This window comes from Acidovorax sp. GW101-11A03 (genome assembly GCF_059424825.1).
Genome location: NZ_JBWKZU010000013.1, coordinates 1 through 15,578, shown reverse-complemented (window position 1 = coordinate 15,578; position 15,578 = coordinate 1). Strand labels below are relative to the sequence as shown.

Sequence of the window (15,578 nt, the reverse complement as noted above, 5' to 3'; positions counted from 1 at the left end):
ATCACACGGGTGGCAAGACCGGAGCGCCTGGGGCACGCCGCGCCGCAGGCCGCCGAAAATAGGGCTGCAAAAACAGGTACAGCCCTGTCCACAGCAGCAGCGCCAGCGGCGGCAGGGGTGCATAGGTCACCCAGTCGGGCGGGTTGCCCGAACCCATCCCCCGAGCCACGAAATTGGCGATGACAGTCAGCGTGAACGCCATCGACACCCAGCGGTGAAACCGCCGAATGCCCACACCGGCGCTCATTGCGCACCTCCGGCGGCGAGCTGGATCATCTTCCAGCCATTGCCCGCCGGGTCCCGAAAACCCGCATCCACATTGCCGTACCGGTCCACGGGCTCCTGCGTGAACTCCACACCCTGGTCGCGCAGCCGGGCATACGCAGCGCGGCAATCTGCCACATGCAGCACCAGCGGCGGCATGGCGCCCTTGGCGACCATGGCGCGCAGCATCTGCGCCGTGGCCTCGTCGTGGATGGGCGGGCCGGGTGTGAACAGCCCCAGCTGAAAGTCCGGCTGATCGGGGTGCTGCACTGTCAGCCAGCGGTAGGGGCCGTTGCGCACGTCCGTGTGCACCTGAAACCCGAGCTTGCCCACATAGAACGCGAGCGCCTCGTCCTGGTCGTCCACATACACACCCACCACACCAATGCCTTGGTTCTTCGTCATCAGATCTCCTTGGTTGCTAAGAGCCTGTTTAAGGTCTTTTTGGAGATCGCATTGGAGTGCAATCGGGAGGAGTGGATGCTTCGGATGCGCCGCATGGGCTCGTGCCCATGCAAGCAGCCGGGGCTTCCAATCGCCCGATTTCACTCCAACCCTTCGGGCAAGTGCCTTGCCGGGCTGTCTGCGGCGTTGCAGCGCTTGCCAATAGCCGCGCTATTGGCTGCCCACCGCGCCTTGCATCCCATCCCGGCAAGGTACTTGTGCGACTCCAAAAAGACCTTGAACAGGCTCTAGGACCGATTTGTACCTTCCGCCAGGCGGCGGCGCTTCTCCAAAACTGCTGTGGTGAGGTCGGGACGTTGCGCGGCCTTCAAGACACAGGCGGGCACCCGGTCCAGTGGCGTGGCATTGGCCTGGGCCTCCCTGCGCACCGCACTGGGGCTCTTCCCCGTGATGTCGCGAAAGATGCGCCCGAAGGTCCCCAGGCTCTCCCAGCCGGTGGCAAATGCAATCTCGGTGATGTGCAGCTCCGTGTCGCGCAGCAGCGTGGTGGCCTGCTCGATGCGGCGGGTCAGCAGGTAGCGGTGGGGCGGAATGCCAAACGCCTGCCGGAACGAGCGGGCGAAGTGCGCCTCCGACACGCCGCTGACCTCGGCCAGCCGCTGCACAGGCCAGGCCTCGTGCGATGCGGCGTCCATGCGGTCCTTGGCGCGCAGCAGGCGGCGCAGCAAGGCCGGGTCTTGCGGCGCAATGGCCGCACCCGATGTCTGCTTCGATGGCGCAGAGGGCGCGCTGGAGGGCAATGGGTGCGGGTGCTCAAAGGGCATGCGCGAAGCATATCGCCTTGGGTTCTGGCGACCCGCCCGACTGTCCCGGGCATGGATCGCGGCTGGCACGCACACTCGGGGTCGCTTTTCAGGCTACTTGCACATCGCCAAAGACTTCGAGCGCCTGACCATTCAGCGCCCGCAGCGTATCGGCAGGGTCCACCGCCTCGCCCAAGGCCAGCGCACCGCTGCGCTGGTACGTCGGGGCCATCAGGCGCTGCGCGGCCTCCAGCACCAGGGGCGCCGTGACAGCATAGATGTCCTGGCCGCGCACACCGGCCGTCCGCACCACGCCGTTTTGCACCAGCCGCACCACCAGCTCAAAACGCTGGGCCGACCGGCCGCTGCCATCCACCGCCGTGGGGGGTGGGGTACTTGCATCGCGGATGTCGGCCAGGGCCGAGCGGTTGATGAGCGAGCGGATGGTGTCGGCCTGCAGGTGGCGGGCCAGGGTGATGGTTTCGCTGAACGGCAACTCGACCATGGCATAGGTCGCCAGGGGCGCGGCAAAAGTCCAGTCGGGCACGTCGGCGGCGGGCACCAGCGGCACCAGACGCCCGCCCTGCACCACCTGGCGCTGCGCCTTGTTGCGCTCGCCCGTCAGGCGCGTGCCTTCGGTGGGCCACCAGCGGTCCAGCCCCATGGCGACGGTGATCTCGTCGATGGGTCCGGGCGCGGCGAGCGCGCTGGCCAGCAGGTCGGCCAGGCCGCCATAAAACCCGGCAGCGGGGACCACCGCGCGCCCGGCAGCCACGGCGGGCGCCTGTAGATCGGCAAAGGTGGCCTGGGCGCTGGGCTGCTCGGCGGTCACGTCGATGTAGTGGGCGCCCGCCTGCAGCGCGGCCTCCGCCACCGGGGTGGCCGTGTCCATGAAGGGCCCCGCGCAGTGGATGACCACGCCACAACCGGCAAAGGCCTGCACCAGCGCCGCCGGGTCGTCCAGCGCCGCCACGCGGCACTCCACCCCCGAGGGAAACAGCGCAGCCAGCCGGGTGGCATTGCGCCCCACGGCCACCACGCGCAGGCCACGGCGCAAGGCCTCCTGCACCACAAACTGGCCGGTATGGCCGCTGGCACCGTACACCGCGATGGAAGAAACAGAGGATGTCATGGAGAACCTTTCGGGAAAGAAGTGGAGGGAAAAATTGACGATACAGACCTGTCTGTTGTTTGAAGATTACAGACAGGTCTGTATCATGTCAAGCATGGCTGCACATTCTTTTTCCCATCCCCTCCCGACAACCGCGCCAGGCGCCCGCCCCAAACCCGAATCACGGCCCACGTCACGGCGCGCAGCGAAGGCCTCCAGCGAGCCCGTGCAGGACGTGCGCGAGCGCATCCTCGACACAGCATCGAGCCTGTTCTACCAACGCGGCGTGCGAGCCGTGGGGGTGGACCTGGTGGTGGCCGAAGCGGCCGTGGCCAAGACCAGCCTGTACCGCTACTTCCCCACCAAGGACGACCTCATCGTGGCGTTTCTGGAGCGTGAGGACGTGGAGTTCTGGGGCCTGTGGGATGCGGTGGCGGCGCAGCATGCCGAGGACCCCGCAGGCGAGCTGCAGGCCCATATGCAGTGGATCGGCGAGCGGCTAGGCCGCTCCAACTACCGGGGCTGCCCGCAGATCAACGTGGCGGCCGAATTTGCCGAGCAGGACCACCCTGCCCGCTTGGTGGCCCGGCAGCACATGGTGACGCTGCGCGGCCGCCTGCACGGCATTGCCCAGCGGCTGGGCGTGCCCCGGCCCGAGGCCCTGGCGGCCCAGCTGGCTGTGCTCATCAATGGGGCTTTTGTGAGTTCAGGCCTGCTCAGCGGCGAGGAGGCAACACCTGTGCTGCAGGCCGCGGTGCAGGCCTTGCTGGCGGGTGCGCGGGCAGGTAATACGTAGCGCAACAACTGCTCAAAAACAAAAAAAAGGCCCTCGTTTTTCGCGAGGGCCTACTTGCATCAGCGCGGCACTTTGCGGCGGCTGCGCTGCGAACCAGGCATCAGCTGCCTGCGACCTTCATCCGGTTCACCAGAATCGAACCTACCGTCTTGGCGCCGTAGTTGTAGGCATCCGCGCCCACGGCCTCAATGCCCTTGAGCATGTCCTTCAGATTGCCCGCGATGGTGATCTCGTGCACGGGGAAGGCGATCTTGCCGTTCTCCACCCAGAACCCGCTCGCGCCGCGCGAATAGTCGCCCGTCACGTAATTCACGCCCTGGCCCATCAGCTCCACCACAAACAGACCCGTGCCCAGCTTTTGCAGCATGGCGTCCAGGTTGTCGCTGGCCTGGGTGAGGCGCGAGGTCATCACCAGGTTGTGGGAGCCCCCGGCGTTGCCCGTGGTCTTCATGCCTAGCTTGCGCGCCGAGTAGCTCGACAGGAAGTAGCCCTCCACCCGCCCGCCCTTAACCACCTTGCGCGGTGCCACGCGCACGCCTTCTTCGTCAAACGGCGAGCTGCCCTTGCCACCCAGGATGAAGGGGTCTTCGAGGATGTCGATGTGCTTGGGGAAGACCATTTTGCCCAGCGAGTCGAGCAAGAAACTGCTCTTGCGGTAGAGCGCGCCGCCACTCACGGCCTGCACAAACCCTCCCAGCAGGCCTGCGGCCAAGGTCGATTCGAACAGCACGGGGCATTGCGTGGTGGGGATCTTGCGGCTGCCCAGGCGGCTCAGCGCTCGCTGCGCGGCGTAGCGGCCCACGGCCTCGGGCGATGCCAGTTCGGCGGCATTGCGCATGGAGCTGTACCAGGCATCGCGCTGCATCTCGCCGTTCTTGCCGGGCAGGGACGCAATAGGTGCCACCGAGAAGCTGTGGCGCGAACTGGCATAACCACCGCGAAAGCCGCGCGTGTGGGCGCTGAAGAAATGGCTTTGCTGGGCGGACACGCCAGCACCTTCGCTGTTGGTGATGCGGCGGTGTGTCTTGAACGCAGCGGCTTCGCAGGCCTTGGCCATCTCGGCCGCTTCTTCGCTGGTGATGGCCCAGGGGTGGAACAGGTCCAGGTCACGGTGCGTGTCGGCCGGGGCGATGTCATCGGCGTCCGGCAGGCCTGCCATGGGATCTTCGGCCGTGAAACGGGCGATGTCGTAGGCTGCCTGCACGGTCTGCTCGATGGCCTTGTTCGAGAAATCGGAAGTGCTGGCATTGCCACGGCGTTTGCCAAGGTACACCGTCACGCCCAGCGATTTGTCGCGGTTGCGCTCCACGTTCTCCAGCTCGCCCTTGCGCACGCTGACCGACAGGCCGCAGCCTTCAGACGCCTCGGCGCCAGCGTCGGTGGCGCCCAGCTTCTTGGCATGCGCCAGGGCGCGGTCCACCAGCTCTTCAAAAAACGGGCGGCTGTAGCTGAAGCCGCTGTCGGGGGTGGGGGAGGTGGCTGCTGCGGGCGCAGCAGCCAGCGCGCCGGGGGTGCGCGGGGCGCGTTTGGAGGGTTTATTCATAGCGGCGGCTATGATACTTGCCACTTTGGCGCACTCGCTGCCACCTCTCTCTTTGCCCCCACCCCATGTCACGCAAACCCAAAAAAGGCTACTTTGTGAAGGGCCATTTTGTTGCCGAAGGCAGCGAACTGGACATTCAACTCAAGGCCGAACTCAAAGGCACGCCCGATGCCAGCCGCACCGATCTCAAACGCGAGAGCGATGAACTGCAAGACCTGGGCAAGGAGTTGCTGACCCTGCGCGCCGACCTGTTCGACGCCGTGGGCCTGCCCGACAAACTGGTGGAAGCGCTGGCCGAGGCCAAGCGCATCACCAACTTTGAAGGCAAGCGCCGCCAGATGCAGTACGTGGGCAAGCTCATGCGCAAGCTGGAGCCCGAACTGGTGGACGCCGCCCGCCAGGCCCTGGAAGAGCAACACAAGGGCTCTGCCACCGAAAAGCTGCAGCTGCACCTGGCCGAACAATGGCGCGACCGGCTGATTGCCGACGACGACACGCTGGCCGCCTGGATGGCCGAGCACCCCACCACCGACACGCAGCAGCTGCGCGCGCTGATCCGCCAGGCCCGCAAGGACGCCCAACCTGCGGGCAAGGAGGCCAATGTCCAGGTCTCGCAAGGTCTGGCCCCGCGCAAGGGCCGCGCATACCGCGAACTGTTCCAGCTGGTGCGCGAGCACCTGGGTGGCACGGGCATGGCAGATGCCAGCGACACCGATGAGGACAACGACGATGAGTGAAGCCATCCACGACGCCGTCAAGATCGGCATCGTCTCCATCAGCGACCGCGCCAGCACCGGCGTCTATGAGGACAAGGGCCTGCCTGCGCTGCAGGACTGGCTCACACACGCGCTGCACAATCCCATCACCTTCGAGCCGCGCCTCATCCCTGACGAACAGGCCGGCATCAGCGCCACGCTGATCGAGCTGGTGGACGCCGGTTGCGCCTTGGTACTCACCACCGGCGGCACCGGCCCTGCGCTGCGCGACGTGACGCCCGAGGCCACACTGGCCGTGGCGCACAAGGAGATGCCGGGCTTTGGCGAGCAGATGCGCCAGATCAGCCTGAAGTTCGTGCCCACCGCCATCCTCTCGCGCCAGGTCGCCGTGGTCCGTGGGCAAAGCCTGATCATCAACCTGCCGGGCCAGCCCAAGGCGATTGCCGAGACACTGGAGGGGCTGAAGGATGCGGACGGACAGCAGATCGTGCCGGGCATCTTTGCCGCCGTGCCGTACTGCATCGACCTGATCGGCGGGCCGTATCTGGAGACGCGCGACGAGGTGTGCAAAGCGTTCCGGCCCAAGACAGCCATTCGCGCACCGCGCACGGCCTGACCAGAGATCATTCAAAGAAAAATAGCTGCTACCGCCCGTCCATCAAGCGATAGCAGCTATATTTTCAGGAGCAGAACAATTCAGCGGACCGGGCTGCCTACTTGCCCACCAGCTCGTTGAGCTTGCCCGCCTCGAACTGCTCCTTGAGCGCCGCGTCGCAGGGCACGCAGTCCTTGGCCTGCTGGTTGGCTGCCGAGAGCTTTTCGATGGCCTGCCACAACAGCGCGATCTGGTGCTCTTGCGATGAGGCGTTGTCGATCAGCCCGCGCATGGCCTGCGAGAGCGGATCGTCCTCCTGCGTGATGCCATAGGCCGTGAACTTGCGCGCCTGCTGCGGCTCGGTCACATCAGCGCTCTGCCCCGCCTTCGACGGAATGATCCGCGCCGGGATGCCCACCGCCGTGGCGCCCGCGGGCACGGGCTTGATGACCACGGCGTTGCTGCCGATCTTGGCGCCGTCACCCACTTCAAAGCCGCCCAGCACCTTGGCGCCCGCGCTCACCACCACATCCTTGCCCAGCGTGGGGTGGCGCTTGGCGCCCTTGTACAGCGAGGTGCCGCCCAGGGTCACGCCCTGGTAGATGGTGCAACCGTCGCCGATCTCGGCAGTCTCGCCCACGACCACGCCCATGGCATGGTCGAAGAACACGCGCTCGCCGATCTTGGCGCCAGGGTGGATCTCGATGCCGGTAAGCCAGCGCGAGAAATTGGAGATGAAGCGGCCGGGCCATTTGAGGCCGTTGTTCCAGCACCAGTGCGCGGGGCGGTGCAGCCAGATCGCGTGCAGGCCCGGATAACAGGTGATCACCTCCCACGTGCTGCGCGCGGCAGGATCGCGGTCGAGGATGCACTGAATATCGGAACGCAGGCGGGCAAACATCGGTTCTTTTGGTTATGTGTTTATGGGCTGCACAGTCTATCGTTTCGCCTGCGCCGTCTCGATCATGGCTTTGGCGACACCTCTCAAGATGTGGATTTCCTCGGGGCTGAGCTGCGCGCGGTTGAAAAGCTGGTTAAGGCGGGGCATGAGCTTCTTGGGCGCGGCCGGGTCCAGAAAACCGATGGAGGTGAGCGCCTGCTCCCAGTGGCCCAGCATGCCCGCCACCTGCGCGGCATCGGCCAGCGCGCGGGCAGGCGTGGCGTCCTGCACCGCAAACCCGCCCAGCGCCTGGCGCCATTCGTAGGCAATCACCTGGATGGCCGCGCCCAGGTTGAGCGAACCGAAGCCGGGATTGGTGGGAATCGACAGCGCCACATGGCAGCGGTAGACATCCTCGTTGGTCATGCCAAAGCGCTCGGAACCAAACAGAAAGGCCACGCCCGCCTGACGGGCGGCTCCGGGCTCAGAGGCCTCTGAATTTGAAGTATTTTGGGCCTCTTGCGCGCATCCATTCTTCCTTGATAGCTCCTGATTCAATAGCATTTCAAAGTGGGCACGCGGCGCAGCCGTGGGCGGACCGAAGTCGCGTGGCGTCATGGCCGTGGCGCACAGGTGGCTCATCCCGTCCAGGGCCTCGTCCAGCGTGTCCACGATGCGCGCGTTGTTCAGCACATCCAGGGCGCCACTGGCGCGCTGGATGGTTTCCTCGCGCCTGAGCACGTTGGCCCAGCGGGGCGCCACCAGCACCAGGTCGTCGAAACCCATGGTTTTCATGGCGCGGGCGGCGGCGCCCACATTGCCGGCATGGCTGGTGTTGATCAGGACAAAACGGGTCTTCATGGGCGGGCGGGGCGAGAGGGGAAAAGCGGCCGGTTAGGCAAAAAAGGGCACTGCGGGTAAAATCCCGCCCTCTATTGTCGCCGCCCGCATCGCCGGGACGGGTCTGACCTCCCCGCTCATCCTGTACGCAGACGCCCGCGCCGCCCCGGCCGTGCGCTGCCAACCACCACAATCTATGTCGTCCAATCTGCACCCCATGCTCAACGTGGCCATCAAGGCTGCACGCGCCGCCGGCGCCATCATCAACCGCGCGGCCCTGGACGTGGAATCGGTGCGGATCTCGCAAAAGCAGATCAACGACTTTGTGACCGAGGTGGACCACGCCTCCGAAAAAATCATCATCGAGACGCTGCTGACGGCCTACCCCGGCCACGGCATCCTGGCCGAAGAGTCGGGCAAGGAATACGGCGCCAAGGATTCGGAATTTGTCTGGATCATCGACCCGCTGGACGGCACCACCAACTTCATCCACGGCTTTCCCGTCTACTGCATTAGCATCGCGCTGGCCGTGAAGGGCAAGGTCGAGCAGGCCGTGGTGTACGACCCCACCCGCAACGACCTGTTCACCGCGACCAAGGGCCGCGGCGCCTACCTGAACGAGCGCCGTATCCGCGTGAGCAAGCGTACCCAGCTCAAGGACTGCCTGATCTCCACCGGTTTCCCCTTCCGCCCGGGCGACAACTTCAAGAGCTACCTGAACATGATGGCCGACGTGATGCAACGCACCGCCGGCCTGCGCCGCCCCGGCGCCGCCGCGCTGGACCTGGCCTATGTGGCTGCGGGCTTCACCGACGGCTTCTTTGAAACCGGCCTGTCGATCTGGGACGTGGCCGCAGGCTCGCTGCTGGTGACCGAGGCCGGTGGCCTGGTGGGCAACTTCACGGGCGAGGCCGACTTCCTGGAGCAACGCGAGTGCCTGGCGGGCAGCCCGCGCATCTATGGCCAGCTGGTGCCCATCCTGGGCAAATACAGCAAGTTTGCGAGCGCTGGCGACAAGGCGGCTGTGCGCCAGGCGGCTGCGGCAGACGCACCCGAAGCCGGGAACACCCCAGAGGCAGAAGGCGCTGCGGACGCCGCTGAATCGGTGGCTCCCCAAGCAGACGCCGCCAAGGGCGAAGACGCGCCGTTCTAAATCCATCCATCGCGCACAGCGGTGAAGCCGACGCACGATGACCCCTGGTGAGGTCTGGTAGCTGGACCGTGCAGCGGGCGAGACGCACACCAGGGCAGCCGCGCAAGGGCCGCCCCGCCGCGCTGGCTGCGTCCCCCTTCCCGAATTGCGCAGCAATTCGAGAGAAGGGGGAAGCGACGAAGTCGCTCAGGGGGTTGTCCGCTACGCCGGGTCCGGGTATTTCTGGGCAATGCTGCGGAAGTCTTCCGCAATGTCCACAAACGCGTCCACCATGTCGGGGTCAAAGTGCGTGCCCTTGCCACGCACGATGGTGCTGCAGGCCTGATCGTGTGAAAACGCGGGCTTGTACACACGTTTGCTGATGAGCGCGTCGTACACATCGGCCACGGCCATCAGGCGTGCCGACACCGGGATCGCATCACCCGCCAGCCCCTGCGGGTAGCCCGTACCGTCCCACTTTTCCTGGTGGCTGTAAGCGATCTCCTTGGACACGCTCAAAAACGCCACGCGCATGCCCAGGCGCCGCTCGGCCTCTTCGATGGCGTCGCGGCCCAGCGTGGTATGGGTCTTCATCACTTCAAACTCTTCCACCGTGAGCTTGCCGGGCTTGAGCAGGATGCTGTCGGGGATGCCGATCTTGCCAATGTCGTGCAGCGGGGCGGACTTGTAGAGCAGCTCGATCATGCGGTCGTTCAGCACATGCTCGAAGCGCGGGTGGTGGCGCAAGCGCTCGGCAAGCGTCTTCACATACAGCTGGGTGCGGCGGATGTGGTTGCCGGTTTCGTTGTCGCGCGTCTCGGCCAGCGAGGTCATGGCCATGATGGTCACGTCCTGGATGGCCTGCACCTCCAGGGTGCGCATCGCCACCTCGCGCTCCAGGTAGGAGCTTTTGTCGCGCAGAAAGTCGGCCGTGGCCTTGAGCGCCAGGTGGGTGTTGACGCGTGCCAGCAGGATGGGCGGGCTGATGGGCTTGGTGATGTAGTCCACCGCGCCCAGTGCCAGGCCCATGCGTTCGTCGTCGGGGTCGGAGCGCGCGGTCAAAAAGATCACTGGGATGTCGCGCGTGGCGGCCGCTGCCTTCAGGCGCCGGCAGACTTCGTAGCCATCCACCTCGGGCATCATGATGTCCAGCAGGATCAGGTCGGGTGGTGTGCCCGACTGGGCGATCTTGATCGCCTTTTCACCATGGTTGGCCACTTTCACCAGGTAGTGCTCGCGCAGCAGGCTGCCCATCAAGGTGAGGTTCTCGGGCGTGTCGTCCACCACCAGCACCGTGGCGATCGGCTTGTCAACGAGTGTCGCCTGGGGGGCGGCAAAGGGCGCGTTGTCCATGGGTGTCCTGCTTGTAATGCCGTTGTAGGGTGCCGTTGGCGGGCCGTTCAGGAGAGTGGGGCCGCCAGGGATTCGGAACCCGGCACGGCTGCCATGGCCTCCAGGGCCAGCTCAAAATCAAAGTTCAGGGTGTGCATCTCGACGGTCTTGAAAACGTCCCCCAAGGCCGCGCCCAGAGTTTTACCATTGTGTTGGAAAAATTCCGTGGCTGCAGGGTCATCCTGCTCCAGCAGATGGCGCAGGCGCTGCACGGCCTGCGCTACCGCCTCCGCCGCCAGCTCCTCGCCCGGTTCCGGCACAGCAGGCACGGGCTCCGCCACCACCACCGACTCCACCACCCACGCCTGCAGCCCAGTGAGCAGCGGCACCAGGGCCGCGCGCAGCTCGGCCAGCACGTGGACGATGGCCTCGTTGCCATGGCGAAACCGCAGCGCATGCTCCAGCGCCTGGGCGCGCTCCGACACGGCAGGCGCCCCGATGTTGGCGGCCACCGACCGCAGTGTGTGGGCCAGGCGCTCGGCCACGCCCAGGTTGTTGGCGGCCAGGGCCTGCTGCAGCTCGGCCAGCACCGGTGCCTGCCCCTCGGCAAACCGGCGCAGCAGCTCAACATAGAGCACCGGCTTGCCCAGTGCGCGCTGCAGGCCCAGGGTCGTATCGAGCCCGGCCACGGTGGGCAACGGCACGGATGGGGGTGGCACGTCGGGCTTGCGCGTCAACGGCAGCAAGGCGGCGTCTTCACCCGTGAGCCCGGAGGGCACTCCGGCCTTGGCAGCGGCAGCCCCCAGGCCAGCGCGGGGCCGTATCCAGCGGCCCAGGGCCGCCCACAGGGCTGCGGGTTCGATGGGCTTGGCCACATGGTCGTTCATGCCCGCCGCAAAGCAGCGCTGGCGGTCGGCCTCCATGGCGTTCGCCGTCATCGCAATGATCGGCAGCTGGGCATGCCGGGGGTTGCTGCGCAGGGCCCGGGTGGCGGTTTCGCCATCCATGACGGGCATCTGCATGTCCATGAGCACGGCGTCGTAGTGCTTGCGCTCGATGCGGTCGATGGCGATCTGGCCGTTTTCGGCCACGTCCACGGTAAACCCGGCGTCCAGCAGCAGCTCCATGGCCACCATCTGGTTGAGTTCGTTGTCTTCCACCAGCAGCACCTGGGCGCCCCGGATCTCCAGCGGCAGCTCATCGGCTGCCGGTGCGGGGGCGGCGGTGCGGCGCCCGGCGGCCGTGGAATGCTCCAGCGGCTGCATGAGGGTGTCGAACAGCACCGAAGCGTTGACCGGCTTGATGAGCACGGTCTCGATGCCCTGGGCCCGCGCGGCGCGCATCACGTCCTCGCGGCCATAGGCGGTGACCATGAGCATCTGCGGCACCTTGGGCATGCCCAGGCTGCGGATGTGACCCGCCAGCTCCACACCATCCATGCCGGGCATGTGCCAATCGAGCAGCAACAGCCCAAACGGCTTGTGCTGCGCCATGGATTCACGCAGCCGGTCCAGCGCTTCCAGGCCGGAGTGTGCCTGCTCGACCTCAAAACCCATGGCGTGCAGCATGTCGGACAACACCGTGGCCGCCGTATGGTTGTCGTCCACCACCAGCACGCGGCTGCCGCGCAGGTCGGGTGGCGGCAGCAGCACCCGTGCCGCTGCACCACGCTCCAGTGGCAGGGCCACCCAGAAGGTGGACCCCTTCCCAAACACGCTCTCGACCCCCACCTCGCCGCCCATGAGTTCGGCCAGGCTCTTGCAGATCGCCAGCCCCAGCCCGGTGCCGCCGTAGCGGCGGGTGGTGGAGGTGTCGGCCTGCTGGAAGCTCTGGAACAGGCGCCCCATCTGCTCTTGCGTCAGACCAATGCCGGTGTCGCGCACCTCAAACCGCAGGCGCACCTGTTGGCCAGCCGACGCCAGCAACCGCACGGCAATGCTGATCTCGCCCGACTCGGTGAACTTGATGGCGTTGTTGGCGAAGTTGATGAGGATCTGGCCCAGGCGCAGCGAATCCCCCACAAGATTGGGCGGCACGTCGCTGGCCACATCGCAGACCAGCTCCAGCCCTTTGGCACCCGCCTTGTAGCCCACCACGTCAGACACGCTCTCCAACATGCGGTCCAGCAGGAACGGCTGGCGCTCCACCACCAGCTTGCCCGCCTCGATCTTGGAGAAGTCCAGGATGTCGTTGATGACGCCCAGCAGATGCTGGCCCGCCTGCTGGATCTTGCTCACGTAGTCGTGCTGGCGCGGGCTCAGGCCCGACTTGAGCGCCAGGTGCGACATGCCGATGATGGCGTTCATCGGCGTGCGGATCTCGTGGCTCATGTTGGCCAGGAAGTTGGATTTGAGCGCGGTGGACTCCTCGGCCAGCTCCTTGGCGCGGCGCAGCTCCTGTTCGGCGCGCTGGCGGTCGGTGATGTCCACAAACGTGCCGATGGTGCCGCCGGGGCTTCCGTCTGCGCGCCGGAACCCATGCAGCCAGAACAGCGTGTGGTGCATCTCGCCGTCGGCATAGGGCAGATCCACCTCGCGGTGCACCGACTGCCCGCCCGCCAGGACCAGTGCGTTGTCGCGCTCGAACAGCACGCGCGAGGCGTGGGGCAGGAACTCCAGGTCCATCACGGTCTTGCCCACCAGGGTTTCGCGCTCCACACCAAAGGCCTGCTCGTAGGCACGGTTGACGCCCACATAGCGCCCGTCGGCCCCCTTGTAGAACAAGGGCACGGGGATGGCGTCGATCAGGGCCTGCTGGAAGTCCAGCTGCCCGGCCACCTGCTCTTCGAGCAGCTTCTGGTCGTGGATGTCCACATTGACCCCGACCACCCGCACTGGCCGCCCCTGCCCGTTGCGGAAGATGCGAGCGGCCTCCAGGAACCAGCGCACCTCGCCATCGGGGCGCACGATGCGCCAGGAGTCGCGCAAGTGGTCTTCGGTTCCGGCCAGGCAGCTGTCGAAATAGGCCGCCGCCTGCGCGCGGTCCTCGGGGTGCAGGCAGTTGAGCCAGAAATCGCGGCCATCGGGCTGGGTGCCAGGCGGCAGGCCCATCATCTGCGCGAGCTTGTCGGACCACAGGATCTCGCCGGTCAGCAGGTTCAGGTCGAACACGCCGATCTTTCCGGCCTCCTGGGCCAGCTCCAGGCGCTCCTTGGCCTGCTGGATGGCCAGCTCGGCCCGCCGCTGGTCGCTCACATCCTCGATCACCCAGATGGAGGCGGCACCGAAGTCGTCCATCTTGAGACTGCGCCCTGCCAGCCGCGCCTCGAAGCGGCTGCCGTCCAGGCGGAACAAGGTGGCCGTCTCGCGCAGCGCCTGGCCAGAGGCCAGGCTGGGCGCCACCCGGGCGGTGAACAGGTCCGAGTGGCCCGGACCACCAAACAGCACCGACACCCCAAGCCCCAGCAGTTGCGAGGCCGTGCCGCCCATGAGTTCGACAAACGCCGGATTGAACTGCCGGAAATGCCCATCGCACACCAGCACGATGGGCGGAGCGTTGTCAAAGATGGCCGTCTGCTGCTCCAGCAGTTCGTTGAGCAGGCGCTCGCGCCGCTCCAGCTCCTTCTGGGCCTCGATGCGCGCGGACACATCCTCGTGCAGGCCCACGATGCCGATGCGCCGCCCCTTGCCATCGAACACCGGCGACAGCGTGGCTTCGTCGTGGTAGGTACTGCCGTCCTTGCGCCGGTTCACAAAATGGCCCTGCCACGACTGCCCCGACAGCAGCGTGGACCACATGACCTGGTAGGTCTGCGCCGGGGTTTGGCCGCTGGAGACCAGCGATGGCTTTTTGCCACGCACTTCCTCCAGCGTGTAGCCGGTGTTGCGCTCGAACTGGGGGTTGACCCAGTCGATGTAGCCTTCGCCATCGGTGATGACCACCGAGACCGGGCTGCTCTCCAGCGCTGCGCCCAGCACGCGGAACCGCTCCAGCGCCGACGCCACCCGTGCGCGGCTGCGCAGCAAGTCCAGCAGCAGCAGGCCCAGCAGGCTGATGACCACAAACGCGACAGCCCCTACCTGGACCCGCTGGGCAGGGGTCATCAGGGTGCTGATGTCGTCGAGCATCACCAGTTGCCACTGGCCCCCGGGGTCGTTCCATTGGATGGCGCGGTGGGCCACCGCATAGGCCACGCCGTTGAGCACCACCTCGCCCGCATCGGCAGCAAACGGCAGGGCCGAGGCCACGCCTTTCTCGAAGAACTGCCCGAACTGGCCCGATGCGCGCAGAGCGTCAATGCGCGCCTGGGTCAGCGGCGGGGCCACGGCAAACTGCCATTCGGGGCGCGTGGAAGAAAACACAGCCCCCTGGGGCGAGAGCAGCACCGTGGGCAACCCCGCCCGCTTGAGCAGCAGGTCCACCGGCTCGAAACCCTGCTTGAACATCACCACCCCGATGATGGAGCCGGTCGGCGTGTCGCCTTCATACAGCGGTGCGGCGTAGTACAGGCCCCGCTCCTGCGTGTTGCTGCCAACGGCGGGGTACACGCTGACGGCCCCCCGGATGGCCTGCTGAAAATATGGCCGGAACGCCAGGTTGAGCCCCGTGGACCGGGTGCCTGGCGTCTCATGCGCCACCACCGTGCCATCGGCCGAGATCACATAGACGCCGTTGACCAGAAAACGCCCGCGTGCCACGGCCAACTTCGCCAGTGCGTCGGGATTGTCCGGGGGCAGATGGCCCAGGGCCATGTCCTTGAGCAAGGGTTCGCTCAGGCCCAGCAGCGAGACCGCACCCAGCATGGAGCCGCCCGTGGTCTGGCTCATCAGGGCCTCGGCCGTCTGCTGTAGCAGGCGCGACCGCTCGGCCGCGCGCTCGGTGCTCCGCCACTGCAGAGCCCCTTGCACCACCAGCACGGCCCCTAACAGGGCGGCCGCCAGCACCAGGAGTAATCCACGGATTCCGGGGGCCTCGCGGTCCAGCAATTTGTCAAAAAACATGCCTACGCCTTCACGTGCAACACACACCAGCGCTCGGTCATGCCGTCTGTGGCGACCACCGCACGTTGACTTGCCGCAGCCCCGTCAGCGGTGTGGGTGCAGGAAAACATCCATTTCCCCCACCGGCCCGGGCCGCCCAAACAGATACCCCTGGAACCCCTCACACCCGTGCAGCCTCAGAAAGCTCAGCTGCCCCGTCGTCTCCACCCCCTCCGCCACCA

General features: G+C 66.3%; 13 protein-coding genes. 4 read left to right on the top strand and 9 right to left on the bottom strand.

The annotated features are described in order from the left end of the window. Window position 1: 1 nt before the first annotated feature. The 4 genes from AC07Z7_RS07820 to AC07Z7_RS07805 form a co-directional block, all read right to left on the bottom strand. Window positions 2-247, bottom strand: a complete 246-nt coding sequence (locus AC07Z7_RS07820) for a hypothetical protein (RefSeq protein ID WP_494765910.1) — start codon at window positions 245-247, stop codon at window positions 2-4. After that, window positions 244-669, bottom strand: a complete 426-nt coding sequence (locus AC07Z7_RS07815) for a VOC family protein (protein WP_494765909.1) — start codon at window positions 667-669, stop codon at window positions 244-246. The genes AC07Z7_RS07820 and AC07Z7_RS07815 overlap by 4 nt, the downstream gene beginning before the upstream one ends. A gap of 287 nt (window positions 670-956) precedes the next feature. Beyond that, window positions 957-1,493, bottom strand: coding sequence for a helix-turn-helix domain-containing protein (locus AC07Z7_RS07810; protein WP_494765908.1), 537 nt, complete (start codon window positions 1,491-1,493; stop codon window positions 957-959). 88 nt (window positions 1,494-1,581) lie between these two features. Then, entirely contained in the window at window positions 1,582-2,604 is a 1,023-nt protein-coding gene (locus tag AC07Z7_RS07805; protein WP_494765907.1) for a saccharopine dehydrogenase NADP-binding domain-containing protein, read from the bottom strand. A gap of 94 nt (window positions 2,605-2,698) precedes the next feature. Between AC07Z7_RS07805 and AC07Z7_RS07800 the strand changes: the two genes are divergently transcribed. After that, a complete protein-coding gene (locus tag AC07Z7_RS07800; protein ID WP_494765906.1) occupies window positions 2,699-3,379 on the top strand; it encodes a TetR/AcrR family transcriptional regulator in 681 nt (226 codons plus the stop codon). Window positions 3,380-3,479: 100 nt separating this feature from the next. Here AC07Z7_RS07800 and pmbA read toward each other — a convergent pair whose 3' ends face one another. Next, a complete protein-coding gene (gene pmbA, locus AC07Z7_RS07795; RefSeq protein WP_494765905.1) occupies window positions 3,480-4,922 on the bottom strand; it encodes a metalloprotease PmbA in 1,443 nt (480 codons plus the stop codon). A 65-nt stretch (window positions 4,923-4,987) separates the two neighbouring features. Here pmbA and yjgA point away from each other — a divergent pair, with 65 nt between their 5' ends. After that, a complete protein-coding gene (yjgA, locus tag AC07Z7_RS07790) occupies window positions 4,988-5,659 on the top strand; it encodes a ribosome biogenesis factor YjgA (protein ID WP_252658520.1) in 672 nt (223 codons plus the stop codon). After that, window positions 5,652-6,254, top strand: a complete 603-nt coding sequence (gene mog, locus AC07Z7_RS07785; RefSeq protein WP_494765904.1) for a molybdopterin adenylyltransferase — start codon at window positions 5,652-5,654, stop codon at window positions 6,252-6,254. Before yjgA ends, mog begins: the two co-directional genes overlap by 8 nt. Window positions 6,255-6,351: 97 nt before the next feature. On the opposite strand, the gene cysE is transcribed toward mog, so the two are convergent. Both cysE and AC07Z7_RS07775 read right to left on the bottom strand, forming a co-directional pair. After that, complete coding sequence (cysE, locus tag AC07Z7_RS07780; RefSeq protein WP_494765903.1) at window positions 6,352-7,134, bottom strand: serine O-acetyltransferase; 783 nt, start codon at window positions 7,132-7,134, stop codon at window positions 6,352-6,354. A 36-nt stretch (window positions 7,135-7,170) separates the two neighbouring features. Beyond that, entirely contained in the window at window positions 7,171-7,974 is an 804-nt protein-coding gene (locus AC07Z7_RS07775; RefSeq protein ID WP_494765902.1) for an RNA methyltransferase, read from the bottom strand. A gap of 175 nt (window positions 7,975-8,149) precedes the next feature. Here AC07Z7_RS07775 and AC07Z7_RS07770 point away from each other — a divergent pair, with 175 nt between their 5' ends. Then, the gene (locus AC07Z7_RS07770) at window positions 8,150-9,106 is read left to right on the top strand and encodes an inositol monophosphatase family protein (protein ID WP_494765901.1); all 957 of its coding nucleotides are present in this window, start codon (window positions 8,150-8,152) and stop codon (window positions 9,104-9,106) included. A 201-nt stretch (window positions 9,107-9,307) separates the two neighbouring features. On the opposite strand, the gene AC07Z7_RS07765 is transcribed toward AC07Z7_RS07770, so the two are convergent. Both AC07Z7_RS07765 and AC07Z7_RS07760 read right to left on the bottom strand, forming a co-directional pair. Then, a complete protein-coding gene (locus tag AC07Z7_RS07765; protein ID WP_494765900.1) occupies window positions 9,308-10,438 on the bottom strand; it encodes a response regulator in 1,131 nt (376 codons plus the stop codon). A 47-nt stretch (window positions 10,439-10,485) separates the two neighbouring features. Continuing rightward, a complete protein-coding gene (locus tag AC07Z7_RS07760; RefSeq protein WP_494765899.1) occupies window positions 10,486-15,357 on the bottom strand; it encodes a PAS domain S-box protein in 4,872 nt (1,623 codons plus the stop codon). Window positions 15,358-15,578 lie beyond the last annotated feature (221 nt).

Bases quoted from the DNA above. Each gene is read 5' to 3' on its own strand.
- AC07Z7_RS07805 (WP_494765907.1), bottom strand. From the start codon at position 2,604: ATGACATCCTCTGTTTCTTCCATCGCGGTGTACGGTGCCAGCGGCCAT.
- AC07Z7_RS07775 (WP_494765902.1), bottom strand. From the start codon at position 7,974: ATGAAGACCCGTTTTGTCCTGATCAACACCAGCCATGCCGGCAATGTG.
- AC07Z7_RS07760 (WP_494765899.1), bottom strand. From the start codon at position 15,357: ATGTTTTTTGACAAATTGCTGGACCGCGAGGCCCCCGGAATCCGTGGA.
- AC07Z7_RS07770 (WP_494765901.1), top strand. From the start codon at position 8,150: ATGTCGTCCAATCTGCACCCCATGCTCAACGTGGCCATCAAGGCTGCA.
- AC07Z7_RS07800 (WP_494765906.1), top strand. From the start codon at position 2,699: ATGGCTGCACATTCTTTTTCCCATCCCCTCCCGACAACCGCGCCAGGC.
- AC07Z7_RS07810 (WP_494765908.1), bottom strand. From the start codon at position 1,493: ATGCCCTTTGAGCACCCGCACCCATTGCCCTCCAGCGCGCCCTCTGCG.
- AC07Z7_RS07820 (WP_494765910.1), bottom strand. From the start codon at position 247: ATGAGCGCCGGTGTGGGCATTCGGCGGTTTCACCGCTGGGTGTCGATG.
- cysE (WP_494765903.1), bottom strand. From the start codon at position 7,134: ATGTTTGCCCGCCTGCGTTCCGATATTCAGTGCATCCTCGACCGCGAT.
- AC07Z7_RS07765 (WP_494765900.1), bottom strand. From the start codon at position 10,438: ATGGACAACGCGCCCTTTGCCGCCCCCCAGGCGACACTCGTTGACAAG.
- yjgA (WP_252658520.1), top strand. From the start codon at position 4,988: ATGTCACGCAAACCCAAAAAAGGCTACTTTGTGAAGGGCCATTTTGTT.
- pmbA (WP_494765905.1), bottom strand. From the start codon at position 4,922: ATGAATAAACCCTCCAAACGCGCCCCGCGCACCCCCGGCGCGCTGGCT.
- mog (WP_494765904.1), top strand. From the start codon at position 5,652: ATGAGTGAAGCCATCCACGACGCCGTCAAGATCGGCATCGTCTCCATC.
- AC07Z7_RS07815 (WP_494765909.1), bottom strand. From the start codon at position 669: ATGACGAAGAACCAAGGCATTGGTGTGGTGGGTGTGTATGTGGACGAC.